This window comes from Bradyrhizobium sp. NP1 (assembly GCF_030378205.1).
Classification (GTDB): domain Bacteria; phylum Pseudomonadota; class Alphaproteobacteria; order Rhizobiales; family Xanthobacteraceae; genus Bradyrhizobium.
The window spans coordinates 3,634,560-3,659,955 of record NZ_CP127385.1 but is presented as its reverse complement, the minus strand read 5'-3'; the positions used below and the strand labels follow the sequence as shown (position 1 = coordinate 3,659,955).

The window sequence follows — 25,396 nt, the reverse complement described above, 5'->3', positions numbered from 1 at the left end:
ACGCCGCGGGCACCGTGACAATACCGTGATTTAAGCCTTCCGTACGAGGCAAAGGGCGCGAAATCACGGGAGCGTTGCGGGATTGCCACGCAAAACCGGGACGAAAGCGGAACTTTCGGCCCGTGCCATGGCCCTTGACCGACCGATTTGACCCGACCGGTATGGCTAACGACAGACCGGATGACTACGGCCCCTTCAAAGGCGCCGGATCCTCGGGGCGCTTGTCGATAACCTTGTCGACAAGGCCGAACTCCTTCGCCTGATCGGCGGTGAGGAACTTGTCGCGCTCCAGCGCATCCTCGATCGACTTGTAGGTCTGGCCGGTGTGCTTGACGTAGATCTCGTTGAGCCGCTTCTTCAGGTTCAGGATTTCCTGCGCATGCAGCATGATGTCGGTCGCCTGGCCCTGGAAGCCGCCCGAGGGCTGATGCACCATGATGCGCGAGTTCGGCAGCGAGAAGCGCATGTCCTTGTGGCCGGCCGCAAGCAGGAGCGATCCCATCGAGGCCGCCTGCCCGGTGCACAGCGTCGATACTGCGGGGCGGATGAACTGCATGGTGTCGTAGATCGCAAGCCCCGAAGTCACCACCCCGCCCGGCGAGTTGATGTACATCGCGATCTCTTTCTTCGGGTTCTCCGCCTCCAGGAACAGAAGCTGCGCCACGATCAGCGTCGACATGCCGTCCTCGACCGGGCCGGTGACGAAGATGATGCGCTCCTTCAACAGGCGCGAGAAGATGTCGTAGGCGCGCTCGCCGCGGTTGGTCTGCTCAACCACCATCGGCACGAGTTGCATGTAGGTTTCGACGGGATCGCGCATGTGTCACCCAGGGTTGGCAGGGACGGCTTCCGCAGGCCTTGCCGGTTGGCGGCGCGGACGACCGTCCCGTGATGCAGGACTTGTATAGAGCCCACAGATATGGGCCGCTTGCCGCGCCGGCAAGGGCAATCACCCATGAGGCTAGGCTTCGCGACTTGAAGCCGATTCTCAAGAGCGCTGCCAGCGCGCCCGCGGCCGAGCGCGCCGCATTCGCGCTTCATGCTTAACGCCCCGGAACCTGGTGGAGCGATTGCTAGAATCGGACCACTAGATCAGGCCGCGGTCTTTTCCGCGTCGTCGTCCTTGAACAGCTCTTCGCGCGAGACCTTCTTCTCGCTCACATTGGCAAGCTCGAGGATGAAGTCGACGACCTTGTCCTCATAAATCGGAGCACGAAGCTGGGCGAGCGCATTGGCATTGCTGCGGTAATAATCCCAGACTTCCTTCTCGCGCCCCGGCATCGAGCGGGCGCGCTCGATCACGGCACGGCCCACCTCGTCGTCAGTGACGGTGATCTTGTTCTTCTCGCCGATTTCGGAGAGCACGAGACCAAGGCGGACCCGGCGGTCGGCGATCTTGCGGTACTCCTCTTTCGCCGCCTCTTCCGTGGTGTTCTCGTCGGCAAAGGTCTTGCCGGCGGATTCCATCTCGGCCTTGATCGAGGTCCACATCAGGTTGAACTCTTCGTCGACCAGCGACGGCGGCGCGTCGAATTTGTGGCTCTCGTCGAGACGGTCGAGCAGCAGCCGCTTGACGCGCTGGCGCGTCGCGCCGGCAAACTCAGCGGCCATCCGCTCGCGCGCGGCCTGCTTCAGCTTGTCGAGCGATTCCAGCCCGAGCATCTTGGCGAACTCGTCATTGATGTCGACCGCCTGCGGCGCCTCGAGCAGGGTCGCGGTGGTCTCGAACTCGGCTGGCTGGCCGGCAAGCTTGGCGCTCGCATAGTTCTTCGGGAACGAAACCTTCAGCGTGCGGGTTTCGCCGGAGGCGATGCCGACCAGCTGATCCTCGAAGCCGGGAATGAAGGTGTTGGAGCCGATCGTGACCTGGATGTTCTCGCCGGTGCCGCCTTCGAACGGCGTGCCGTCGATGCTGCCCTTGAAGTTGATGGTGACGCGATCGCCGGATTCGGCCTTGGCGCCCTCGGCCTTCGGCGCATAGGTACGGTTCTGATCGGCGATCCGCTTGATCGCTTCGTCGACGTCGGCGTCGCTGACCTCGGCGACCGGCTTCTCGACATTGAAGCTCTTGAAATCGGCGAGCTGGATCGGCGGCACCACTTCGATCGACACGGTATAGGTGAGGTCGGAATGGCCGCTCAGGAGCTGCTCGACCTCCTTCTCTTCCGTCGGCATCGTGACCTTGGGTTCGGTCGCAAGGCGGAAGCCGCGCTCGGTGAAGATCTGCGTGTTGGTGTCCCGGATGGTCTGATCGATCGTCTCGGCCATCACGGAGCGGCCGTAGACCTTCTTCAGATGGCTCACCGGCACCTTGCCGGGGCGGAATCCGTTCAGGCGGACCTTGTCCTTGAGATCGACGAGGCGCGCGTCCAGCTTGGCATCGAGATCGGATGCGGGAACGCTGATCTTGAATTCGTGCTTGAGCCCTTCGTTGAGGGTTTCGGTGACCTGCATGGCGTTCAATCTTCTTCCGCTTCGTCGGGCGCACGGCCCGAACAGTCTTCAATGTTGTCAGCGCGCGAACAGACGTCCCGCGCCGGTGATCGGTGAACCATATCCCTTATGCAGGGACCGGCTCTCCGGCAATTCCTCGTGCAAACGCTGCAAGCGCTTGGTGCGGGCGGAGGGACTCGAACCCCCACAACTTTCGTCACTGGAACCTAAATCCAGCGCGTCTACCAGTTCCGCCACGCCCGCTCGGATTAGCATCAAGTCCGGCCGCGATGCCGCGGGCGGCGGGCTTATACCATGAGCCACCCCGTCCGCAGCAAAAAAATGGCCGGTTCGGTCCCTCCCCGGCGGCCTGCCGGACGGATGGTCGGATTCTAACATTCGCTACCCACTTTGGGAGGCAAGCTTGCGAATGTCGGAATCAAAGGACCACCAGCAAATAGTTGATGCTAGTGGGGCTTTGGATTCGACGTTCGCATGACGCCGTCGCGGCGAGCACGTAGCGAACGTCAAATCCGCTCCACTGGACACTTCATCCTAAAAATGGTCCGCATCCACCTCATGTCAAACCCGATTTTGCGGATCAATCGACGCAGGGTGATGGCGGGCCTCGGGGCGGCTGTGCTTGGCCCGCATTGGCCCGCGATCGCCGCCCCGGCGACCCCGCTGGCCCTGCGGGCGGCGGCGGAGACGGTTGGCCTGAGGCCGAACCAGGCCGAAACCGCGGCTTGGGCCCTCAGAACCGCCGCGGCGGCGGGCACGGCGCGGTTTGGCCAGGGCGAACGGCTCGATCTGACCGTCACCAACGCGTTGCCGGTCGCGCTTGCACTGGATTGCCATGGCCTGGACGCCGCTCCCGGACTGGAGCCGCTGCTGGCGCAAAAGCCGTTGGCGGCCGGAGCTAAAGCATCGCTTGAACTTGCGCTCGGCCATGCCGGGACCTTTCTCTGCGCGCTGCGGCCGCTTGGCGGCGGGGCGCAACCGGTGCGGCCGCTCGCACTGGTCGCCACCGAGAAGGAACCGGTGGCCGTCGATCGCGACGAGGTGCTCCTGGTCGAGGAATGGCGGCTGCGTGCCGACGGAACGCCCGTCGCGGCCGGCGCCGACGCCGGTGGTGCCGAGACGATCTTCACCGCCAACGGCGCTCTGTCCCAGGATATTTCGCTTCGCGCTCACGAGCGGCTCAGGCTTCGCTTGATCAACGGTTCGGAGCGCCGCGTCATTGCGGTGAAAATCGAAGGGCTCGACGTCCGGGTGATGGCCCTCGACAGCCAGCCCTGCGAGCCGTTCCAGGCCCGTAACGGTGCCCTGGTACTTGCACCCGGGGCCCGCGTCGATGCCTTCATCGACGCGACCGGCAAGCCGGCTTCGGCCTCGCCGATCCTGCTGCATGACGGGCAGACGGCGCGCCCGATCGGCCGGCTCGTCGTCGCCGACGGACCAGCGGCGCGCCCGGCTCCGCTGCCGGCAGCTCCAGCCTTGCCTGCCAACGGCCTGCCCGACCGGATCGATCTCAAGGACGCCTTGCGGGTGGATATGGCGCTCGGGCGGTCACCGGCCTGGACACCTGCGGAAGAATTGCAACCGACAGCATCGCCCGCGTTCCGCGCCAGGCGCGGCCGCGCCGTGGTGCTGGCATTGACCAATCCTGCCGAGAAGCCGACCGTGTTCCGGCTGCATGGCCACCATTTCCGCCTGCTCGACCGGCTCGACGATGGCTGGAAGCCGTTCTGGCTCGATACGCTCGCCGTCGAGCCGGGACAGACCCAGCGCGTCGCACTCCTGGCCGAGCATGCCGGGCGCTGGCTGGTCGAGGCCTGCGTTACCGACTGGGCGGCGCCGCGTCTCGTCCGCTGGTACAGTGTCGAGTGAGGATCAGACCATGAGCAACACCACGCCAACCCTGCGCAGCGTGAAGGCCCGCGCCGTCATCGCGCCGGTCGGCCGCCCCGTGAAGAACGCCTTCGGTGTCATCAGCGAAGCGCCGCTGGTGCTGATCGATGTTTTGACCGATCAGGGTGTGACCGGACGCGCCTACGTCTTCGCCTATACAAGGCTGACGCTGCAGCCGCTGGTGCATCTGATCGAGGGGATCGGCCGCGACCTCGTTGGCCGGCCGATTGCACCGTTCGACCTGATGGCGGCGATGGACGCCAAGTTCCGCCTGCTCGGCTGGCAGGGCCTTGTCGGCATGGCGGTGTCCGGCCTCGACATGGCCTATTGGGACGCGCTCGGCAGGCTCGCCGGCAAGCCGGTCGCAGCCCTGCTCGGTGGATCGCCGCGCCCGGTCAGGGCCTATGACAGCTATGGCGCGGTCGATCCGGTCGCCGACGAGAGACAGCTTCGGCGCTCGATCGAGCTCGGCTTTCGCGGCATCAAGGTCAAGGGCGGCACCGGTGATGCCGCCGAAGACGAGCGCATGATCAAGGGGCTGCGTGCCCTGCTCGGCCCTGACGTAGCCCTGATGCTCGACTTCAACCAGTCGCTCGATCCCGCCGAGGCGATCTGCCGCATCGCTCGCTTGGCGCCCTACGACCTCTGCTGGATCGAGGAGCCGGTGGCGCAGGAGAACCTGTCGGGCCATGCCAGGGTGCGCGAGAACTCGCCGATCCCGATCCAGGCCGGCGAGAACTGGTGGTTCCCGCGCGGCTTCGCCGAGGCGATTGCGGCCGGCGCCAGCGACTTCATCATGCCCGATTTGATGAAGGTCGGCGGCGTCACCGGCTGGCTCAACGTCGCCGGACAGGCCGACGCCGCGTCGATCCCGATGTCGAGCCATTTGTTCGCGGAGGCCAGCGCGCATGTGCTCACGGTGACGCCGACCGCACATTGGCTCGAAGTCCTCGACCTCGCGGGCGCCATCCTTGTCGAGCCGATCAGGATCGTCGACGGCACCGTCAGCGCGCGCGGGCCTGGCCTTGGCCTCGAATGGAGCGAGGATGCGGTCGCGAAATACGTGCTGAGCTGAAACGGTAGCGTCAGCCGCGCGTCCAGCGATACAGCGCGTCGGGCTCCTGCTCCTCATTGTCGCCATCGGTCTGGCGAACGAGCGCAAATCCCCGCCGTTCATAGAAGCGCCTCGCTCTCACGTTGCTTTGGAAGGTCCAAAGCTGCAGGCCGGCGCAGCCATCCTTGGCGATTTGCAGCAAGGCGCTGCCGACGCCGTCCCCTTGCGCCTGTGGCAGCACATAGAGCTGGTCGATCCAGTCCGCTCGGAAAGCGATCATCCCTCGCATCGCCGCGCCGTCGAACGCGCCCCAGAGTTCGCAGGCCGGGAACACCCGCTCACGGAAGAACCAGCGGTCTTCTTCCGGCGTATGGCGCCCGGCGAGCCGCGGCAGCGCAGCGTCAAAGGCAACGCGGTGGACCCGCGCCGCTTCGTCCATATCCGCAAGGTCCAGGCGCCGCAACGCGCGCCCGCGCTTCTCAATAGTCGATGCCGAACTCGTCATAGATGCGCCTGAACACGGCGGGCAGCGTTTCCGGCAGGTCTTCGGCGATCAGGCCCGGGCCGGCCTCGCGCGCGGCCTCGCCATGCATCCACACCCCGATCGAAGCGGCCTCGAAGGCCGGCACGCCCTGCGCGAGAAGCCCCGCGATGATGCCGGCGAGCACATCGCCGGCGCCGGCGGTCGCCAGCCAGGGCGGCGCATTGGCCGCGATGCTGGCGCGGCCGTCGCGCGCGGCCACCGTTGTATCGGGACCTTTCAGCAGCACCACGGCGCCGCAACGTTCGGCCGCATCGCGCACCCGTTCCAGCTTGGAGCGACCAGGATTCTTGTTGCTGATGTCGGAAAACAGCCGCGGAAACTCGCCCTCGTGCGGCGTCAGCACCACCTGCGGATCGAACGAAAGCCTGATCGACTCGAACAGGCGCTCGGGTGCGGCAGCAAAGCTCGTCAACGCATCCGCATCGAGCACGGCCGGTCGCCGCATCGACAGCGCCGTATGCACGAAATCGCGGGTCCGCTCGCCGACGCCGGCGCCCGGCCCGATCACGAGCGCATTGAACCGCTTGTCGGCAAGCAGCTCGCCGAACTCGACCACCGTGTCGACGGCGCGGACCATTACCGCGGTGAGCGCTGCGGCATTCACGGCAAGCGCATCCCGAGGTGAGGCGAGCGTCGCGAGCCCGGCGCCCGCGCGCAAGGCGGCCCGCGCCGCCATGCGTGCCGCGCCCGTCGCCTCTATGCCGCCGGAAACGATCAGCGCGTGGCCGCGGGCATATTTGTGGCCGTCGATCTTCGGCACCGGAAACCGGGTCCGCCACACCTCCGGCGTGTTCTCGAAGGTCTGCGGCCTGATCTCATCCAGCACCTGCGCAGGGATGCCGATGTCGGCAAGCCGGACGGGACCGCAATGGATGCGGCCCGGCAGCAGGAGATGCGCGGGCTTCTTGCGGAAGAAAGTCACGGTTTCGGTCGCTTGCACCGCGACACCCATCACCGCGCCCGACGTGCCGTTGATCCCGCTCGGCAGGTCGACCGCGAGCACCGGCGCGCCATTAGCGTTGATCGCCTCGATCATGGCGCGCGCCTCGCCCTCGACGGGACGGCTGAGGCCCGCACCGAACAGCGCATCGATGATCAGCGCGGGCTTGCCGATCGCCTGCGGCGTGAACGGGAGCAGCGGATGTTTCCAGCCGCGCGCGGCGGACGCCGCGTCGCCCTTGAGCTGGTCGCGCTCGCACATCAGGATCACCGAGACCTCGCGGCCCTGCGCGGCAAGCTCGGCCGCCGCGACGAAGCCGTCGCCGCCGTTGTTGCCGGGGCCCGCCACCACCAGGATCGGCCCCTGCTCGACGAGATCCGTCGCGGCTTCCGCGACCGCCTGGCCGGCGCTGAGCATCAGCGCGAAGCCCGGCGTGCCCGCGGCGATGGCGAGCCGGTCGGCGCGTTCAATCTCGGCCGTCGTCAGAACTTCCATATCCAGTCCCCGATCAATCCTGAGGCATTCCGCCCGCCGGCCCGCGGTACGCCGCCAGGAATTGCACAGATATTGACCTATTTGCCTATTTCATGTGCTTCGCTATGCTGGACTTTCACTCGTTCGCAGGCGAAATGCCTATCAAAAGTCTGATAACGTTCCGAAAACAGGTCCGTTAACAACTTGGCATAGACCCTGCTTTCGAGGAAGCCACTCTGGTTCGTCGCGCATGCAGGCCGCGATCGGTGCATCGGACTGCCGCTCGGCAGCCAGACAACGCCCGGCATCGAGGACAAGCGCAAAACCTGCGCGCCTTTCGCGACCGACCAGCTCGCTCGTTTGACCTGCAATGCCCGGGAGGCGCTAAGTGAAGAAGATCGAAGCCATCATCAAGCCGTTCAAGCTCGACGAGGTGAAGGAAGCGCTCCAGGAAGTCGGACTGCAGGGCATCACGGTCACCGAGGCCAAGGGTTTCGGTCGCCAGAAGGGGCATGCCGAGCTCTATCGGGGCGCTGAATACATCGTCGACTTCCTGCCCAAGGTGAAGATCGAGATCGTGATCGGCGACGACCTCGTGGAGCGGGCAATCGATGCGATCCGCCGCGCGGCCCAAACGGGGCGGATCGGCGACGGCAAGATCTTCGTGTCCAACATCGAGGAAGCCATTCGCATCCGCACCGGCGAATCCGGGCTGGACGCTATTTGAGCCCGATGCTATCCGAACAACACCGAAGCGAATGTCAAATCCACCGCACCAGAAGCAGAAAGAGGCCGCGATGGCGGCCCTAAATTCGTTCGCGGAATCTAACGCCCTCACTTGGAAACCGACCCGGAGAAATAAGGGGTATTCATGAAGACCGCCAAAGACGTCCTCAAAGCGATCAAGGACAACGACGTCAAATACGTCGACCTGCGTTTCACCGATCCGCGCGGCAAGTGGCAGCACGTGACCTTCGACGTCAGCATGATCGAAGAGGACACCTTTGCTGAAGGCCAGATGTTCGACGGCTCGTCGATCGCCGGCTGGAAGGCGATCAACGAATCCGACATGTGCCTGATGCCCGATCCGGTCACCGCGACGATCGATCCGTTCTTCGCCGAGACCACCATGGTCATCATCTGCGACGTGCTCGAGCCGACCACCGGCGAGCCCTATAACCGCGATCCGCGCGGCATGGCCAAGAAGGCCGAGGCGATGGTGAAGTCGATGGGCATCGGCGACACCGTGTTCTTCGGACCCGAGGCGGAATTCTTCGTGTTCGACGACGTGCGCTTTTCCGCGACCCCCTACAACACCGGCTTCCGGCTCGATTCCTCGGAGCTGCCGACCAATTCCGACACCGAATATGAGGGCGGCAACCTCGGCCACCGCATCCGCACCAAGGGCGGCTACTTCCCGGTGCCGCCGCAGGACTCCGTGCAGGACATGCGCTCGGAGATGCTCGGCGCCATGGCCAAGATGGGCGTCAAGGTCGAGAAGCACCACCACGAGGTGGCCTCGGCCCAGCACGAGCTCGGCATGAAGTTCGACACGATGACGCTGATGGCCGACCAGATGCAGATCTACAAATACTGCATCCACCAGGTCGCGCACATCTACGGCAAGACCGCCACCTTCATGCCGAAGCCGGTCTACGGCGACAACGGCTCGGGCATGCACTGCCACCAGTCGATCTGGAAGGAAGGCAAGCCGGTGTTCGCCGGCAACAAGTATTCCGACCTGTCGGAGATCTGCCTCTCCTATATCGCCGGCATCATCAAGCACGCCAAGGCGATCAACGCCTTCACCAATCCGTCGACCAACTCGTACAAGCGTCTGGTCCCGGGCTATGAGGCGCCGGTGCTGCTCGCCTACTCCGCGCGCAACCGCTCGGCCTCGTGCCGCATCCCGTACACGGCCAACCCGAAGGCCAAGCGCGTCGAGGTGCGTTTCCCCGACCCGATGGCCAATCCCTATCTCGGCTTCGCCGCGATGCTGATGGCGGGCCTCGACGGCGTGAAGAACAAGCTCGATCCGGGCCCGGCGATGGACAAGGACCTCTACGACCTGCCGAAGGAAGAGCTGAAGGCGATCCCCACCGTGTGCGGCAGCCTGCGCGAGGCGCTGGAAAGCCTCGACAAGGACCGCGCGTTCCTCAAGGCCGGCGGCGTGTTCGACGACGACTTCATCGACAGCTACATCGAGCTGAAGTTGACCGAGGTCGAGCGCTTCGAAATGACGCCGCATCCGGTCGAATTCGACATGTACTATTCGCTGTAAGCAGCACGCGAAATGAGAAAGGCGCCCCGTCCGGGGCGCCTTTTGCTTTGCAGGCTGGTTGCAAGAACCTCGCGGCTGCGGCCGCTCAGGCCGCGCGCCGATGCTTCGCGAGCGCCTCGCCGAAAGCCTCGAACAGCTTGCGGTTGATCGGGTTCTTCTGCGGGTCGTACTCGGCGTGCCACTGCACCCCGAGCGCAAAGCCGGGCGCCTCCGCAATCCGGATCGCCTCGATCGTACCGTCTTCCGCCACCCCTTCGATGACGACGCGCTTGCCGGGCTCGAGGATGCCCTGCCCGTGCAGCGAATTCACCCGGATGATCTCGCAACCCAGGAGGGTCGCGAACGCGCCGCCCGGCGTCAGCGTCACTTCGTGCCGGTCGGCAAAGATCACCTTGGGATCGGGATGGATCTCGCCGCTCTCCAGCCGCGGCATGCGGTGGTTCATGCGGCCGGGCAGCTCGCGGATCTCCGGATGCAGCGAGCCGCCGAAGGCGACGTTCATCTCCTGCAGGCCGCGACAGATGCCGAACAGCGGCACGCCGCGCGCGACGCAGGCCTGGGAAAGCGCAAGCGCGACCTCGTCGCGGTGGATGTCGTAAGGCTCGTGCTTGGCGTCGGGCTCGGTGTTGAACCGCGTCGGATGCACGTTGGCCCGCGCGCCGGTCAGCACGATGCCGTCGACCGTGTCCAGCAGCGCGCCGACATCGGTGATTTCGGGCAGGCCGGCAAACATCAGCGGCAGGGCGCCGGCGACGTCGGCGAGCGCGCGGAGATTCCGCTCACCGACCATCTGCACCTGAAATCGATTTTCGACGCGATGGGTGTTTCCGATCACGCCGACCACCGGCCTCCTCATCGCCGTTTCTGCCTCCTGCCGCGAATGGAGCCGCGATCATGCCCGGCGGGCGCGTCCCGATCAACATCCGTCGTCTGCTCCACAGCCCTGCAAGAATGCCGGTTCGGACCACCTGGGCAGCTGTCCGAATCGCGGGCGGCGCACACAGCAGCCCTGCGCCCCGGCGCGGGCTTGATCCCGACGGCTTTTGACGAAACACTGCCGGCGGACGTCGTGCAAGAAGGAATCACCGTGACCGGCCTGAGCGAAGAGCGCCTCTCCGCCCGCAATGACCTCGCCTGGGCGATCACGGTCGGCGGTATCGGCATCGTGCTGTTCGCAGGCCTGCTGTGGTTTGCCTGGTCGTTCGCGGCGACGCTGTTTCTGATCTTTGCCGGCATGCTGCTCGGCGTCGCCCTGACCGCGATGACCCACCTGCTCGGCCGCGTGGTCAAACTGCCGCATGCGCTGCGGCTGACCATCGTCTGCCTGGTGCTTGCCGGCATGCTGTCCGGCATCGTCTTTCTCGGCGGCACCACCATCGCACAGCAGGCGGCGGCGCTGAGCAACACGATCAAGTCGCAGCTCGTGAACGTGAAAGCCTTCCTGGAGAAGAACGGGATCGATACCAGTTACTTCGATCTCGGCAACCAGGGTGAGGCCGCTGCGGGCTCATCGCCCGCTTCCGCGACGCCGGCCACTCCGTCTACGCATAACTTTCCGGGCGCCGGCGCCATCGCGTCCAGCGGCGGCGCGATTGTCAGCCAGACCCTGAAACTGCTGCTGGGCACGGTCAGCGCGGTCGGCAACTTCTTCATCGTGCTGTTCCTGGGGCTTGCCTTCGCCGCCCAGCCGTCGGTCTACCGCAACGGGCTGTTGTTCATGGCGCCGGCCAAGCACCGCGCCCGCGCCACCGTCATCGTCGACCGCATCGGCGAGACACTGGAGCGCTGGCTGATCGCGCAGATCCTCACCATGTGCGCCGTGTTCCTGGTGACCTGGATTGGCCTCGCCATCATCGGCATTCCGGGCTCGTTCATCCTGGGAATCCAGGCCGGCCTGCTCGCCTTCATCCCGACGGTTGGCGCGATTCTGGCCGGGCTGATCGTGGTGCTGGCGAGCCTTGCATCGGGATGGATCGCCACGCTCAGCGCGTTCGTCCTGTTCCTCGGGGTGCATGCGCTGGAGAGCTACGTGCTGACCCCCATCATCCAGCGCCAGGCGCTCGACATCCCGCCGGCCACGCTGTTTGCGTTCCAGATCCTGCTCGGCGTGGTGTTCGGCATCTGGGGGCTCGCGCTCGCGCTGCCGCTGATGGCGATCGCCAAGGTGATGATCGACTATTTCAAGGCCGACGCCCCGCCGCGCGAGGCCGCGGTGGCCTGACGGCGAGCGCTCAGACTGCCGAGGTCAGCACCGTGCTGGTGTGCTCGACCTCGGGCGGCGAGGCAAAATACTGGCCGACAAGGCCCCGCCATTCGGCAAAGTTCTCCGAGCCGCGGAAGTCGACAGTGTGGTTCTCCAGCGTCTGCCACTTGACCATCAGGCGATAGCGCTGCGGCTTCTCGATCGAGCGATGCAGCTCGAAGCCGTGAAAGCCCTTGGAGCGGCCGAAGGCGGCACGTGCCTTGGCCACCGCCGCCTCAAAATCCTTCTCGCTGCCGGGCTTGATGTCGATCTGGGCGATTTCGGTGATCATGGATGGAGCCTCTCGTCGGGAACTTGCGTTTCTAACGACGCCGCGCGGGCCTGGAAAGAGTGGAACTTCATGAGCAGCAATTCCCCGCCTGCATCGGCGGGCATGGCACCGAGCCATAGGAGCAGAAAACGCAGCAATCGCCTGGCTTGGGCTTCAGCCGTTCGCCGCACCCCTTGCAGTCGTAGAAGAACTGGCAGGCGTCGACAGGCATCGTCTCGGTGGCCTGGTGGGCGCAATGCGGACAGGTAAGCGTCGACTGAAGCTGCATTAGCGGTTGGTGCCACGGCGGGCAGCCAGATGCCAATCACACGGACGGCACTTAACCGCGCTGCGGCGGTATCTCAGCCGAGCAGCAGCGCCGCACCCGCGACCATCAGCGAGCAGCCGATGAACATCACGGTCGGCCAGGGGCCGGACTGGCGATAGCGACCTTGCGCCCGCCGCTCCGAGATCAGCGCACTCTCATACTCGTCCGCCGTCGAGAACATGCAGGCAAAGCCGCCGCGCGCCGTGGCCGCCGCCGCTTCCAGCGACATCAGGGCAAGCCGGGCACGTCGATTGCGCGATGAGTCCATGCAACGAGGATAGAGAGTGATGGTAAACGCGCGGTTACGCCCGGTCAGGCCACCACCGGCCGGGCGCGCGCGTGCGCCGGCAGCCCCGCCGTCGTGCGCCGCCATTTCTCCAGCGACAACGGCAGCTCCTCGGCGGCCTCGACGCGGTTGCGGCCGCCGCGCTTGGCCTGGTAGAGCGCGGTGTCGGCGGCGGCGAGCAGCACTTCGAGCTCGGTGCCGGCGGGCCCGCCGGCCACGCCGATCGAGACCGTGGTGTCGACCGCACCGTCCTCGCAGACGATGCCGGAGGCCTCGAACGCCTCGCGCACGCGCTCGGCCACGATCACGCCCTCTTCCAGCGAGCAGGGCAGCAGCGCCGCGAACTCCTCGCCGCCGATGCGGCCCGAAAGATCGCTGATCCGCAAATTGTTGACGATGACGGCGGAGAACAGCTTCAGGATTTCATCGCCCGCGGGATGGCCGAAGCGGTCGTTGATCGACTTGAAATGGTCGATGTCGAAGATCATGACGGTGACCGGGCGACCAGCGGTGGCCTCGCGTTCGATGACGCGGCCGCAGGCTTCCGCAAAGCCACGGCGGTTGAGCATCTGGGTCAGGGGGTCCATCGAGGCCGCGTTCTTGTGCGCGGTCACCGTGCGTTCCGAGACCAGCATGAAGATCACGAACACCGTGCCGATCGCGTAGAGCACGAGCTCGATCGAGAACACCGTGGCCCAGAGGCTGCCGGCGAATTTCTCGCCCGGCGCAAGCAGGAAGTCGCCGATCAGGATCGGCAGCATCAGCACGAATCCATGCAGCACCGGCACGACAATCGCGGGCCAGCGCCGCTTCAGCGTCCGCCGCCGCTCCGACCACAATTCCATCGCGGTCAGCACCGCGTAGAGGGCGACGATGGCGGCACCGATCGTGACGCGCAGCGCGGCGGCCGCCGGATCGAGCAGCGTCGCGGCGCCGATCCAGGCGATGGCGCCGAGCACCAGTCCCGGCAGGTTCGGCTTGCGGCCATGGAACACCCGCGCCGCGTTCCAGATCATGCCGCAGGCGATGAAGCCGACGGCGCCGATCGCGAGCGAAAGCATGTCGTTGAGGAGATGACCCGCCAGCGTCCAGAGCGCGACCGAGGCAGCCCCGAGCAGATAGGCGGTTCCCCACCATTTCAACGCCGGATTGTTCTCCTGGCCGCCGAAAAACAGCAGCATTGCGCCAAGCATGGCCGCGACCATCGTGGCGATCAGATAAAGCGTGTGACTGTCGAGCGACATGGTCATCCCGAAATATGAACGGAGGGGCGCAAGACGCGCCGTATCAGGCTGGATTGTGCCCCCTTGCCCAAAAGTCTAGGGACGGCGCGTTCGAAATCCGTTTGCGTTCACGGACAAGTTTTCAGGAAAAACTGCGTCAATTGGAAATTAACGCGGCAACGAAAAAAGGGCGCCTTGCCGGCGCCCTTTCCGCTTTTCGCAAAGCCGCATTCGCGGCAATTTTTAGCGAAGCAATTAGCGCTTCGAATACTGGAACGACTTGCGCGCTTTCGCCCGGCCGTACTTCTTGCGCTCGACGGTGCGGGAGTCGCGGGTGAGAAAACCGCCCTTCTTCAGCACGCCGCGCAGTTCCGGCTCGAAATTGGTCAGCGCCTTGGAGAGGCCGTGACGGACGGCGCCGGCCTGGCCGGACAGGCCGCCGCCGGCGACCGTGCAGATCACGTCGTACTGGCCGGCGCGGGCGGCTGCGACCAGCGGCTGCTGGATCATCATCCGCAGCACGGGCCGCGCGAAATAGACCTCGACCTCGCGGGAATTGACGACGACCTTGCCGGCGCCGGGCTTGATCCAGACGCGGGCGACCGCGTCCTTGCGCTTGCCGGTGGCATAGGCGCGGCCCTGCTTGTCGACCTTCTTGACGTATTTCGGCGCATCAGGAGCAGCCGGCTTCAGCTGCGACAACTGATCGAGCGATTGAATGGTCTCGGCCATATTATGCGGCCCTCGTGTTCTTGCGGTTCATCTTGGCGACGTCGATCTTTTCCGGGCTCTGCGCCTCGTGCGGATGCTCGGCGCCGCCATAGACGCGCAAATTGCCGAGCTGGACACGGCCGAGCGGACCGCGCGGGATCATGCGCTCAATCGCCTTCTCGACCACACGCTCCGGGAAGCGGCCTTCCAGGATCTCCCTGGCGGTGCGCTCCTTGACGTGGCCGACATAGCCGGTGTGCTTGTAATAGACCTTCTGGTCGCGCTTGCGGCCGGTCAGCACCGCGTGCGCGGCGTTGATGATAATGACGTTGTCGCCGCAATCGACATGGGGCGTATAGGTGGGGAGGTGCTTGCCGCGCAGCCGCATGGCAACGAAAGTGGCAAGCCGGCCGACCACCAGACCTTTGGCGTCGATCAACACCCATTTCTTCGTCACCTCGGCAGGCTTTGCCGAAAACGTTTTCATCTTACGGAATCCGTGACAGGAGAAACCGAACGCGCGAAGGCGCGCCGAACTGCGCGGTTTTCTAGATAACGCGCCGGCGCACGTCAATGGCCGGTCGACAAAAATAACTCATAAAAATCAATGGCTTGAAATTAAGGTGCAATATTACCTGCAAAAACTTTATTTATTTGGAATGGAGTAGGTCGCCGTGACGTGGGCGATCGGATCGGGTGCGCTGCCCGAGAGCAGGCTGACCTCACCAACCGCGAGGCGCTTGCCGAGCTTCAACAGCCGCGCCGCCGCCAGCACATCGCGGCCCGGCTCGCCCTTGCGCAGGAAATTGATGTTGAGGTTGGTCGTGACCGCGAGCCCGACCGGGCCGATCGCCGACAGCAAGACCACATACATCGCGAAATCCGCCAGCGCCATCAGCGTCGGCCCTGAAATCGTGCCGCCAGGACGCAGCATCCGCTCGCTGTAGCGCTGGCGCAGCAGGCAGGTCGCGCCGTCGGCGCTGTCGATGGTGATGTCGTCGCCGCTGAACGCCTGGGGAAACTCCCGGCGGAGGAACTGCTCCAGTTCCGCTACGTTCATTTTCGCAGTGCTCATCGTCTTCCCTGCCCTCGCCTGTTTGCGCCTGTTACCTTAGATTACGACCATCACCCAAATGGAATTTCCGATGTCCACCCAAGCCGCCCGCGCCACGACGCAGCAACCGCCGATCCTCCTGCGCGAAACGATCGGCAGCGTCGCGGTTCTCACGCTGAACCGCCCCGAAGCGCGCAACAGCCTTTCGGAGGCGATGATCGGCGACCTGCATGTGGCGCTGCACGAGATCGCCGCCGACAAGGCGGTGCGCGCCGTCGTCATCGCGGCGAACGGGCCGGCCTTCTCCGCTGGCCATGACCTGAAGGAGCTGACGGCGCGCCGCAGCGACGCCGATCGCGGCCGCGCCTATTTTGCGCAGATCATGAAAGCCTGCAGCGCGATGATGCAGGCGATCGTGCATCTGCCGAAGCCGGTGGTCGCCTCCGTCCAGGGGGTTGCAACCGCCGCCGGCTGCCAGCTGGTCGCAAGCTGCGATCTGGCGGTCGCCTCCGAGGCCGCAGCCTTCGCCACGCCCGGCGTCGACATCGGCCTGTTCTGCTCGACGCCGATGGTGGCGCTGTCGCGCAACGTGCCGCGCAAGCAGGCGATGGAGATGCTGCTCACGGGCGAACTGGTTCCTGCCGCCCGCGCGCGCGAGATCGGCCTCGTCAACCACGTCGTTGCAGCGGGCCAGGAACGTCAGGCCGCCATCGAGCTCGCGCAGAAGGTGGCGCTGAAATCGGCCTATACCGTCAAGCTCGGCAAGGAGGCCTTCTACCGCCAGGCCGAGATGAGCCTTGCCGGCGCCTATCGCTATGCGGCAGAAGTGATGACGGAAAACATGCTGGCGCGCGACGCCGAGGAAGGCATCGCCGCCTTCATCGAGAAGCGCGAGCCGAAATGGCAGGACCGGTAATGCTCACGGTGAGGAGCGCGCGAAGCGCGTCTCGGACCGTGAGGCTCCGGACTGGCCTTCATCCTTCGAGACGCGGCTGACGCCGCTGCCCAGGATGAGGCTCGAGGAACAAGAATGAATCACGACGCCTATCCCGACAACTACATCCGCGGCATCCTCAACAGCGTGAAGTCGATCGCCATGGTCGGCGCCTCGCCGGTCAATGTGCGGCCGAGCTACTTCGCGTTCAAATATCTGGCGCAGCGCGGATACGACATGATCCCGGTCAATCCCGGCCATGTCGGCAAGGAGCTGCTCGGCAAGCCGTTCGTCGCTTCGCTCGCCGAGATCGGCCGGCCGGTCGACATGATCGACATTTTCAGGAATTCCGCCCACATCATGCCGGTCGTCGAGGAGGCGCTGAGGCTCTCGCCGCTGCCGAAGGTGATCTGGATGCAGCTTGGCGCGCGCGACGACGAGGCGGCAGCGAAGGCGGAGGCCGTCGGCATCAAGGTGGTGATGAACCGCTGCCCGAAGATCGAATATGGACGGCTGTCGTCGGAGATTTCCTGGATGGGCGTCAACTCGCGCACGCTGAGTTCGAAGCGGGCCCCGGTGCCGACGCAGGGCATGCGGCTGTCCTTGAATCGCACCAGTGTCGGCGGCGGCGATACCGCGGCATCCGACCGCGCCGCCAAAAACAGGAACGAGGATTCCTGACGCCCGCGCAAAACGATCCTGCTGCCGAACGGGCGCGACAGAGTACCGCCGTTTCAAAGCAGCCCTGACCGGCCGCACCGCCTTGACGGCTCACGCGGCTGCCGCAATTGTCCTCCCTTGGAAGGAGGCGACGTCCCCGCGCCTCGCCTATAACACCCGATCCGCCTCGTCCGCGGTCACCCGGCGCACGCCCCGGGGTGACGCTTGCGCAAAAGGAAGCAGAATGACCGATCGTCCTCCCGGATTTTCCACCCTCGCCGTCCACGCCGGCGCGCAGCCTGACCCCACCACGGGCGCGCGGGCGACGCCGATCTATCAGACCACGTCATTCGTGTTCAACGACGCCGATCATGCCGCCTCGCTGTTCGGGCTGCAGGCGTTCGGCAACATCTATACCCGCATCGGCAATCCCACCAATGCGGTGCTGGAAGAGCGCGTCGCGGCGCTCGAGGGCGGCACGGCGGCGCTAGCGGTCGCGTCAGGCCACGCCGCGCAGGTCGTAGCGCTGCAACAGCTCCTGAAGCCGGGCGATGAATTCATCGCCGCGCGCAAGCTTTACGGCGGATCGATCAACCAGTTCACCCACGCCTTCAAAAGCTTTGGCTGGAACGTGGTGTGGGCCGACCCCGACGATGTCGGCAGCTTCGAGCGCGCGGTCACGCCCCACACCAAGGCGATCTTCATCGAGTCGATCGCCAACCCCGGCGGCAGCATCACCGACATCGAGGCGATCTCGGCGGTCGCACGCAAGGCCGCCGTGCCGCTGATCGTGGACAACACGCTGGCGACGCCGTATTTGATCCGGCCGATCGACCACGGCGCCGACATCGTCGTGCACTCGCTGACGAAATTCCTCGCCGGCCACGGCAACTCGATCGGCGGCATCATCGTCGATGCCGGCACCTTCGACTGGTCGAAGGGCAACAAATATCCGATGCTGAGCGAGCCGCGCCCGGAATATCACGGCATCAAGCTGCAGGAGACGTTCGGCAACTTCGCCTTCGCGATTGCCTGCCGCGTGCTGGGGCTGCGCGACCTCGGGCCCGCGCTGTCGCCCTTCAACGCGTTCCTGATCCTGACCGGCATCGAGACGCTGCCGCTGCGCATGCAGAAGCACTGCGAGAATGCCAAGGCGGTCGCAGAATTCCTCTCTGGCCATCGCGCGGTCGCCTCGGTGAGCTATGCCGGGCTTCCCGGCGACAAGTACAACAACCTTGCGCGCAAATATGCGCCGAAGGGTGCGGGCGCCGTGTTCACCTTCAGCCTGAAGGGCGGCTATGACGCCGGCGTCAGCCTGGTGTCGAACCTGAAGCTGTTCTCGCATTTGGCCAATGTCGGCGACACCCGCTCGCTGGTGATCCATCCGGCCTCGACCACCCACAGCCAGCTCGACGATGCCGCCAAGGTCAAGTCGGGCGCGGCCCCCGACGTGGTGCGGCTCTCGGTCGGCATCGAGGACAAGGAAGACCTGATCGCCGATCTCGAGCAGGCCTTGAGCGCGTAGCAACACGCCGGGGCGCGGCGACATCAATCGCGAGAAATCGACCGGAAGGTGCAGCCCTGTGCTGCACCTTAACCATCCATTTACCATGGTCCGGAAGGATGGCGGCTGTCGGGTCGACCATCGACATGGTCGAGTCGCCGAAAAGAAATCCTTGCGGATCGGATTCAAGCGATGCTGCGCGCCACGACGCTGATGCTTTTCATGATCGCCGCCGCCAATTCCGCGCTCGGCGCAGACCTGGCTCCCTATCCCGGGCGCGCCGCGCGCGTAGCTCCTCCGCCTGCCCAAGTCGAGGCGGAGCCGCTGATCTCATCCTTTGTCTGGACGACGCCGCTGCTGCCGGGGTCCTACACCCTGCCGGGCTACTACGGGCGGCCGTTCGACTACTACTATCAGGGCGCCTATTACGGCGGCGAATACGGCAACGGCTATGAGCCCTATTTCATCCGCGAGCCCTACGCCTGCGGCGTGACCGGCTACTGCTAGCTAGCTAGCCAGGCGGCTGGAGGCAGCGGGAATTGCGAAAGCCCGCGGTGACGGGCGCAACGCCAATCGTTCCGCCTGCAGCACCGCCAGCGTCAGGACCACGATCGCGACCGCCTGATGCGCCAGCGCGAGCCCGATCGGCACCTGGTAGAGCAGCGTCAGAATGCCGAGCGTGGCCTGCAGCGTCACCGCGGCCCATAGCGCCAGCGCGCCGTTGACTGCTGCCGCCGGCGCGCGCGAGCGCACGACGTCGATCACATGCAAGGCCGCAAGCGCGAACAGCGCGTAGGCGGTCATGCGGTGCTGGAACTGCACTGTCAGCGTGTTATCGAACAGGTTGCGCCACCATGGCGTCTCGAACCATAGCCGCGCGGCGGACGGGATCAGGGCGCCGTCGATCGCGGGCCAGGTGTTGAACACGAGGCCGGCGCGCAGGCCCGCGACCAGCGCGCCCAGGTAAAGCTGCACGAAGGTCAGCACGACCAGCGCGGCACTGGTGATCCTGAACCGTGTGGCCGCCACGATCGCGGGCCGCCCGGCAAGCCGGCGCAAGGTCCATACGATACCGGCGAAGATCAACAGCGCCAGCACGAGATGGGTGGCAAGCCGGTATTGCGAAACCTCGACGCGCTCCGAGAGGCCGGAGGCGACCATCCACCAGCCCACCGCGCCCTGCAGCGCGCCAAGCCCGAAGATCAGCCACAGCCGACGCTTCAGTTCCCCGCTCATTCCGCCGCGCCACAGGAAGTACAGGAACGGCAGCAGGTAGACGGCGCCGATCGCCCGGCCGAGCAGCCGATGGCTCCATTCCCACCAGAAGATCGTCTTGAATTCGGCAAGCGTCATCCCGGCGTTGAGCTTCTGATATTGCGGGATGGTCTTGTACGCCTCGAAGGCCTGCGTCCACTGCGCCTCGTTCAGCGGCGGCAGCGCGCCGGTGACCGGCTTCCACTCGACGATCGACAGCCCGGATTCGGTCAGGCGCGTCGCGCCGCCGACCAGCACCATGATCGCGATCAGCGCGGCGACCGAAAACAGCCACCAGCGGATCGCGCGGACCTGCGAAGCGTCTTGCACGTAAAACCCTGGCTTGAATGAATTTTCGCGCCCCTTATAGTCCGCCTCGCCGAACGCGCAAGCCGCGCCGCCGCAGGGGACCGCACAAATCGTCATGGCCATCCGCACCCGCAAATTCTTTGGAACCATCGCGCTGCTGGTGCTGGTCGTGGTGTGGTCGCTATTGGGGATGGCGATCGCGCAGATGCCGCTGCTTGCCAGTTCCGGGATCGCACAGGCGATCTTCTATGTGGTGGCGGGCCTCGGCTGGGTGCTGCCGGCCATGCCGATCGTGAGCTGGATGGCGCGGCCCGATCCTAAATAGCCTAGATAGGCTTGCTCGGCGTCGGCTTGACCGGATCGAACATCGCGCCGGAAAGCAGCACGCGCATGGCGCGCAGCGAACGCAGCCGCCCGTCCCAGCTGATCCGCGGCAAGGCGCGCAGGTTGGTCCGTCCCTCCACATCGACAATGCCAGGAATCGTCGACACGGCGCTGGCAAAGCCGACTTCCTCGGCCATCACCACATGCGCCCTGCGCCAGGAATTGCGGTCGCCGAACGGATAGGCGAAGTGCCCGACGTTACGGCGAAACGCCGTCTCGGCAACGGCCTTGCCCATCGTCATCTCGCGCTGGGCCGCGGCGTCCTTCAGGCTCGTCAGCACCGGATAGTTCACCGTCGCGCTGCCGAACGTGACGTTGGGATCGGCGCCAAGCCTTGCGAGGTCGGCCCAATCCATCGACACCTCGCGCGACAGCCGCGCAAGATCCACCGAATACCGCTTGCACAGATCCTTGATCGCGGCCGACTGATCCGGCGGCGGCAGTGCGCGCATCCAGCTCTCGAGATACTCATAGGCGTCATATTTTTCCGAGAGGGTCCGGGTACCGAAGTGCCGCTCGATGCGGTCGATCACCAGGCTCACCCGGCTTTCGCGGGCGATGATCTGCTCCAGCGCGAGCCACCAGGCCTCGCCGACGCCGTCGGGAAACGCGGTCGGCACGTAGAGCGTGAACGGTACGGCGTGGCGCGACAGCACCGGATAGGCATGCTCGATCAGGTCCTTGTAGATGCCATCGAAGGTCAGGCAGGCGAACCGGCGCGGCCCCTGCATGATCACCGCGCGCCGGCAAACCTCGTCCATGTCGACGATGTCGTATTTCCAGCGCTTGAGCGCTCGGATGGTCCGGTCGAGGAAGCGCGGCGTGATTTCGTGCGCCTGGAACGGCCGGAACCCGCCCGCCACGGGCGGGCGCACGCGCGCAAAATGCAGGACCGCACCCGCTCCGCGGCTGCCGGTCCAGGCACGGCCGGCCCAATAGGCGAACTCGAGTTTCAGGCTCGTCAGGAAGGCATCGGTGGATGGCAATGAATCGCCCCTTGCTGTCGCGAATCCATCCCACCGCCGCGGCATTGTCATTACTTTTTGTTGACATTTCTTTGTAAAGGTCGGCCGGGCTGCGAAAAGCAACAATCCCTCAAAACAGGTTTCGCGATGACCATGGCGGCCGTGATCGAACGCCGGACGGCAGAGGCGCCAGCGCGATCGCGCGACAGCCGCATCGCGAGCGTGGAAATCATTCCCGATCTCGCCTCGGCCGAACCGGCCTGGCGCCAGCTCGAGGCGCAGGGCCAGCTTTCAACACCCTATCAGCGCTTCGATCTGCTGAGCCATTGGTACCGCGAAGTGGGAGCGCGCGAGAATGCCGCCGCGCTTGTCGTGGTCGCCCGCGACGGCGAGCGAAGGCCGCTGTTGCTGCTGCCGCTGGTGCTCGAGGCGTGGCATGGCCTCCGCCTCGCCTGCTTCATGGGCGGCAAGCACACCACGTTCAACATGGCGCTGTGGGATGCCGAGTTCGCCAGGCAGGCGACGCTTGCCGACCTCACCGCCCTGCTCGCGCCGCTGCGGGCGCAATCCGCAGCCGATGTGCTGGCGCTGACGCAGCAGCCGCGGCATTGGCGCGACGTCCTCAATCCCTTTGCGCTGCTGCCGAGGCAGCCATCGGTCAATGACTGCCCGGTGCTGGCGATCGCGCCGGGCGCCGCGCCCACGGATCTGCTCAGCAACTCGTTCCGCCGCCGCCTCAAGGGCAAGGAGCGCAAGCTGCAGGCGTCGGGTTACCGCTACCATGTCGCAAGCAGCGACGCCGACATCGACCGGCTGCTCGACTGGTTCTTCCGCGTCAAGCCGCTGCGGATGGCAGAGCAGAAGCTTCCCGACGTCTTTGCCGAACCGGGCGTCGAGCAGTTCATCCGCGGCGCCTGCCGTGCGCCGCTCCCGGGCGGAGGCCGCGCCATCGATATTCACGCGCTCGAATGCGACGAGGAGGTCATCGCGATATTCGCCGGCGTCGCCGACGGCGCGCGCTTCTCGATGATGTTCAACACCTACACGCTGTCAGAGCGCGCGCGCTACAGCCCGGGACTGATCCTGATGCGCAGCATCATCGACCGCCACGCGGAGCAAGGCTATCGCGCGCTCGACCTCGGCATCGGTTCGGACGACTACAAGCGCATGTTCTGCAAGGACGACGAGCCGATTTTCGACAGCTTCATCCCGCTGACCTTGCGCGGCAGGCTGGCCGCGCCTGCGATGTCCGGGCTCAACCGCACCAAGCGGATGGTGAAGCGCAACCAGACGCTGCTCAATCTGGCGCAAAAGCTCCGCCACACCTTCCGCTGACGGCTCAGGCGGCGCGCGGCGGCGCCACCTCGAGGGCGTTGGACGGCTGCGCCGGACCGGCCAACATCGTCACGTCAGAGAAGCCGGCAGCCCTGAGCTGCTCGCTCATCTGCGCGCGGGCGTCCCGCGGCATCGATGCATCGGGCACCACCACCGCACGCGCCTTCGCGGTGAGCAGTTCCGCCGGCAGGTCGGATGCCGCCCCGGCATCGAGCAGCACATGGTCATAGACCCGCAACAGAGCATCGATCGCCAGCGACAGCCGCGGCGACTGCAAAAGGCTGCGGTCGAAGCCGGGTCGGCCCGCATTGACGAGGTGCACGCGCGACAGGCGATCCTTGGTGATGATCTGCGAGAACGACGCCGCGCCCTGCATCATCTCGGCAAGGCCGGGCACGGTCGGATCGGCAGAGACGGCCAGCATCGTCGGCGAGGATGCCGCGAGGTCGACGACCACGACCCGCGCTTCGCGCGCCAGCAGGCGGGCGAGCGTCAGCACCGTCAGCGTCACGCTGTCGCCGGCGGCGGTGCCGAGCACGGTGATCTTGTGCGCCGCCGCTCCCGCCTCGCGCAGGGCGGCTGCAAGCTGCTCGATTTCGCCAAGCACGGTCTGCGCGGCATCGCTGCGCTCGGGCTCTGCTGCGGCGGCTTCCACAACGCCGGCGTCGACGGGCTCGGCGAGCGGATCGGCCTCCGCGGCGGACCGACGTGCCGGGATCGGCACGCCGATCGAGGCGGCCTGCGACACGAACGCGGCCACGGCGCGCGGCGCGGTCATGCGCAGGAGCTCACCGGTGACGATCACGCTGGTCGACAGCAGCAGCATCGCCAGGGTCGCGATCAGGACGATCGGGAGCTTCTTCGGATAGGCCGGGGTGTTGGACACGATGGCGCGCGAGATGATCCGGCTGTCGGCCGGCGCCGCGTCGATATTCTCGCGCGTGGTCGCCTCGCGATACTTCGCCAGATACGATTCCAGGAGGTCGCGCTGCGCCTTGGCTTCGCGTTCCAGCGCACGGAGCTGCACGTCCTGACCGTTGGAGGACGAGGCCTGCTTCTTCAGCTGTTCGAGGCTCGCGGTGAGACCTTCGACCCGGCCGCCGGCGATGCGCGCATCGTTGTCGAGCGAGCGCGAGATCTTGCCCGCCTCGTCCCTGATCTGGCGATCGAGATCGGCGAGTTGCGCCTTCAATTCCTTGATCCGAGGGTGATTGTCGAGCAGGGTCGACGACTGCTCGGCAAGCTGCGCGCGCAGCGTCACGCGCTGCTCCGATAGCCGCCGCATCAATTCGGAATTGAGCACTTCGGAGGCTTCGATCGGCCTGCCGCCTTGCAGCATCTCGCGGATCAGGCGCGCCTTGCTCTCGGCATCGGATTTCAACGCGCGGGCGTTGTTCAATTGGGTGTTGAGTTCACCCATCTGCTGATTGGAGAGCGTGGTATTGTTGGTGCCGATGAACAGGCTCGACTTGGAGCGGAAATCCTCGACGCGGGATTCCGCTTCCGACACCTTGTTGCGCAGACTGTCGATCTCGCCCGCGAGCCACTGGCTCGCCGATTTCGCCTGCTCCTGCCGCGCGCTTTGCTGCAGCACCAGGTAGCCTTCGGCGATCGAGTTGGCGACGCGCGCCGCAAGCTCGGAATCGCGGGACTGGAACTCGACGACGATGACGCGGGACTTGTCCACCGCATAGGCGGTCAGACGATCGAAATAGGACTCCAGCACCCGCTCCTCGGGAGTCATCGAGAACGGGTCGCGACCGATCCCGAACAGCGCCAGCAGCGACTTCAGCGGCGAGAAGCCCTGCAGCACGGGATCGAATTCGGGACGCTCGGCCAGCTTGTTCTTCTTGATGACCTCGCGCGCGAGCTCGCGCGACAGCAGAAGCTGCACCTGGCTGGTCACGGCCTCCGCATCGAGCGCGGCGCGCTCTTCGCTGCGATCGCCGTTCGGCCGCAGGAACACGTTCTCGCGCCCGTCGACCAGGATCCGTGCCTCGGACTTGTAGCGGGGCGTCACCAGATTGACCGCGAGAAGCGACAGCACAAAGACGAAGGCCGCCGGGAGGATGATCCAGCGCCGGTGGCGCATCAACGCATCGCCAAGGGCGTGCAGGTCGATATCACCGGAAGGAGCCGCCGCAACCGGCCGCGCCGCGGGCGCGGACGGTGCAGCGGCCTTGTCGACCGTCACGCCGTCAGCCTTACGCCACAACGCTAGACGCATCACACACTCCCACGGACGCCCACGACTCCACCTCGCCTGCCCGCGACTACACTCCATTAAGGTTGCCGGCTG

General features: G+C 65.6%; 26 protein-coding genes and 1 tRNA gene. 11 read left to right on the top strand and 16 right to left on the bottom strand.

Annotated elements, in window-relative coordinates:
* Positions 1-184: 184 nt before the first annotated feature.
* From QOU61_RS17495 to QOU61_RS17485, 3 genes are all read right to left on the bottom strand, one after another.
* Complete coding sequence (locus QOU61_RS17495; protein ID WP_289660944.1) at positions 185-820, bottom strand: ATP-dependent Clp protease proteolytic subunit; 636 nt, start codon at positions 818-820, stop codon at positions 185-187.
* Positions 821-1,092: 272 nt separating this feature from the next.
* Positions 1,093-2,454, bottom strand: a complete 1,362-nt coding sequence (gene tig / locus QOU61_RS17490; protein ID WP_289660942.1) for a trigger factor — start codon at positions 2,452-2,454, stop codon at positions 1,093-1,095.
* A gap of 158 nt (positions 2,455-2,612) precedes the next feature.
* Positions 2,613-2,697, bottom strand: a tRNA-Leu gene (locus tag QOU61_RS17485).
* A 297-nt stretch (positions 2,698-2,994) separates the two neighbouring features.
* Here QOU61_RS17485 and QOU61_RS17480 point away from each other — a divergent pair.
* Together QOU61_RS17480 and QOU61_RS17475 are read left to right on the top strand one after the other, a co-directional pair.
* Positions 2,995-4,323, top strand: a complete 1,329-nt coding sequence (locus tag QOU61_RS17480) for a multicopper oxidase domain-containing protein (RefSeq protein ID WP_289660941.1) — start codon at positions 2,995-2,997, stop codon at positions 4,321-4,323.
* Between the two features lie 10 nt (positions 4,324-4,333).
* Positions 4,334-5,419: an enolase C-terminal domain-like protein gene (locus QOU61_RS17475; protein WP_289660940.1), complete on the top strand. Its 1,086-nt coding sequence runs from the start codon at positions 4,334-4,336 to the stop codon at positions 5,417-5,419.
* 10 nt (positions 5,420-5,429) lie between these two features.
* On the opposite strand, the gene QOU61_RS17470 is transcribed toward QOU61_RS17475, so the two are convergent.
* Together QOU61_RS17470 and QOU61_RS17465 are read right to left on the bottom strand one after the other, a co-directional pair.
* Positions 5,430-5,837 (bottom strand): GNAT family N-acetyltransferase, encoded by a 408-nt coding sequence (locus tag QOU61_RS17470; RefSeq protein ID WP_289660938.1) that lies wholly within the window; start codon positions 5,835-5,837, stop codon positions 5,430-5,432.
* A 40-nt stretch (positions 5,838-5,877) separates the two neighbouring features.
* A complete protein-coding gene (locus QOU61_RS17465) occupies positions 5,878-7,377 on the bottom strand; it encodes an NAD(P)H-hydrate dehydratase (protein ID WP_289660936.1) in 1,500 nt (499 codons plus the stop codon).
* Between the two features lie 367 nt (positions 7,378-7,744).
* On the opposite strand from QOU61_RS17465, the gene QOU61_RS17460 reads away from it, so the two are divergent.
* Complete coding sequence (locus tag QOU61_RS17460) at positions 7,745-8,083, top strand: P-II family nitrogen regulator (protein ID WP_007603495.1); 339 nt, start codon at positions 7,745-7,747, stop codon at positions 8,081-8,083.
* Positions 8,084-8,227: 144 nt separating this feature from the next.
* Complete coding sequence (gene glnA / locus QOU61_RS17455; protein WP_289660892.1) at positions 8,228-9,637, top strand: type I glutamate--ammonia ligase; 1,410 nt, start codon at positions 8,228-8,230, stop codon at positions 9,635-9,637.
* Between the two features lie 85 nt (positions 9,638-9,722).
* On the opposite strand, the gene QOU61_RS17450 is transcribed toward glnA, so the two are convergent.
* On the bottom strand, positions 9,723-10,493 hold the full coding sequence (locus QOU61_RS17450) for a gamma-glutamyl-gamma-aminobutyrate hydrolase family protein (protein WP_289660891.1): 771 nt from the start codon (positions 10,491-10,493) through the stop codon (positions 9,723-9,725).
* A 231-nt stretch (positions 10,494-10,724) separates the two neighbouring features.
* Here QOU61_RS17450 and QOU61_RS17445 point away from each other — a divergent pair, with 231 nt between their 5' ends.
* Positions 10,725-11,858, top strand: coding sequence for an AI-2E family transporter (locus QOU61_RS17445; RefSeq protein ID WP_289660890.1), 1,134 nt, complete (start codon positions 10,725-10,727; stop codon positions 11,856-11,858).
* A gap of 10 nt (positions 11,859-11,868) precedes the next feature.
* Here QOU61_RS17445 and QOU61_RS17440 read toward each other — a convergent pair whose 3' ends face one another.
* The 7 genes from QOU61_RS17440 to QOU61_RS17410 form a co-directional block, all read right to left on the bottom strand.
* The gene (locus QOU61_RS17440) at positions 11,869-12,171 is read right to left on the bottom strand and encodes an antibiotic biosynthesis monooxygenase family protein (RefSeq protein ID WP_289660888.1); all 303 of its coding nucleotides are present in this window, start codon (positions 12,169-12,171) and stop codon (positions 11,869-11,871) included.
* Positions 12,172-12,238: 67 nt separating this feature from the next.
* Positions 12,239-12,439, bottom strand: a complete 201-nt coding sequence (locus QOU61_RS17435; protein ID WP_289660886.1) for a GDCCVxC domain-containing (seleno)protein — start codon at positions 12,437-12,439, stop codon at positions 12,239-12,241.
* Between the two features lie 73 nt (positions 12,440-12,512).
* A complete protein-coding gene (locus QOU61_RS17430) occupies positions 12,513-12,746 on the bottom strand; it encodes a hypothetical protein (RefSeq protein ID WP_289660884.1) in 234 nt (77 codons plus the stop codon).
* A 44-nt stretch (positions 12,747-12,790) separates the two neighbouring features.
* Complete coding sequence (locus QOU61_RS17425) at positions 12,791-14,008, bottom strand: GGDEF domain-containing protein (protein WP_289660882.1); 1,218 nt, start codon at positions 14,006-14,008, stop codon at positions 12,791-12,793.
* A 234-nt stretch (positions 14,009-14,242) separates the two neighbouring features.
* Positions 14,243-14,719, bottom strand: coding sequence for a 30S ribosomal protein S9 (gene rpsI / locus QOU61_RS17420; protein ID WP_289660880.1), 477 nt, complete (start codon positions 14,717-14,719; stop codon positions 14,243-14,245).
* A gap of 1 nt (position 14,720) precedes the next feature.
* Positions 14,721-15,185 (bottom strand): 50S ribosomal protein L13, encoded by a 465-nt coding sequence (rplM, locus tag QOU61_RS17415; RefSeq protein WP_289660878.1) that lies wholly within the window; start codon positions 15,183-15,185, stop codon positions 14,721-14,723.
* A gap of 159 nt (positions 15,186-15,344) precedes the next feature.
* Entirely contained in the window at positions 15,345-15,773 is a 429-nt protein-coding gene (locus tag QOU61_RS17410; RefSeq protein ID WP_289660875.1) for a PaaI family thioesterase, read from the bottom strand.
* A 70-nt stretch (positions 15,774-15,843) separates the two neighbouring features.
* On the opposite strand from QOU61_RS17410, the gene QOU61_RS17405 reads away from it, so the two are divergent.
* The 4 genes from QOU61_RS17405 to QOU61_RS17390 all read left to right on the top strand — a co-directional run bounded on the left by QOU61_RS17405 (position 15,844) and on the right by QOU61_RS17390 (position 19,357).
* Complete coding sequence (locus QOU61_RS17405) at positions 15,844-16,668, top strand: enoyl-CoA hydratase (RefSeq protein WP_289660874.1); 825 nt, start codon at positions 15,844-15,846, stop codon at positions 16,666-16,668.
* 114 nt (positions 16,669-16,782) lie between these two features.
* Positions 16,783-17,367: a CoA-binding protein gene (locus tag QOU61_RS17400; RefSeq protein WP_289660872.1), complete on the top strand. Its 585-nt coding sequence runs from the start codon at positions 16,783-16,785 to the stop codon at positions 17,365-17,367.
* Between the two features lie 223 nt (positions 17,368-17,590).
* A complete protein-coding gene (locus QOU61_RS17395; protein ID WP_289660870.1) occupies positions 17,591-18,871 on the top strand; it encodes an O-acetylhomoserine aminocarboxypropyltransferase in 1,281 nt (426 codons plus the stop codon).
* Between the two features lie 171 nt (positions 18,872-19,042).
* The gene (locus QOU61_RS17390) at positions 19,043-19,357 is read left to right on the top strand and encodes a hypothetical protein (protein ID WP_289660868.1); all 315 of its coding nucleotides are present in this window, start codon (positions 19,043-19,045) and stop codon (positions 19,355-19,357) included.
* On the opposite strand, the gene QOU61_RS17385 is transcribed toward QOU61_RS17390, so the two are convergent.
* A complete protein-coding gene (locus tag QOU61_RS17385) occupies positions 19,358-20,365 on the bottom strand; it encodes a COX15/CtaA family protein (RefSeq protein WP_289661576.1) in 1,008 nt (335 codons plus the stop codon).
* A gap of 163 nt (positions 20,366-20,528) precedes the next feature.
* Here QOU61_RS17385 and QOU61_RS17380 point away from each other — a divergent pair, with 163 nt between their 5' ends.
* Positions 20,529-20,738: a DUF2842 domain-containing protein gene (locus QOU61_RS17380; RefSeq protein ID WP_289660866.1), complete on the top strand. Its 210-nt coding sequence runs from the start codon at positions 20,529-20,531 to the stop codon at positions 20,736-20,738.
* Position 20,739: 1 nt separating this feature from the next.
* On the opposite strand, the gene QOU61_RS17375 is transcribed toward QOU61_RS17380, so the two are convergent.
* Positions 20,740-21,783, bottom strand: a complete 1,044-nt coding sequence (locus QOU61_RS17375) for a polysaccharide deacetylase family protein (protein WP_289660864.1) — start codon at positions 21,781-21,783, stop codon at positions 20,740-20,742.
* Between the two features lie 126 nt (positions 21,784-21,909).
* Here QOU61_RS17375 and QOU61_RS17370 point away from each other — a divergent pair, with 126 nt between their 5' ends.
* Positions 21,910-23,097: a GNAT family N-acetyltransferase gene (locus QOU61_RS17370; RefSeq protein WP_289660862.1), complete on the top strand. Its 1,188-nt coding sequence runs from the start codon at positions 21,910-21,912 to the stop codon at positions 23,095-23,097.
* 4 nt (positions 23,098-23,101) lie between these two features.
* Here the strand turns inward: QOU61_RS17370 and QOU61_RS17365 are convergent, their stop codons facing one another.
* A complete protein-coding gene (locus tag QOU61_RS17365) occupies positions 23,102-25,324 on the bottom strand; it encodes a GumC family protein (protein WP_289661574.1) in 2,223 nt (740 codons plus the stop codon).
* Between the last annotated feature and the right edge of the window lie 72 nt (positions 25,325-25,396).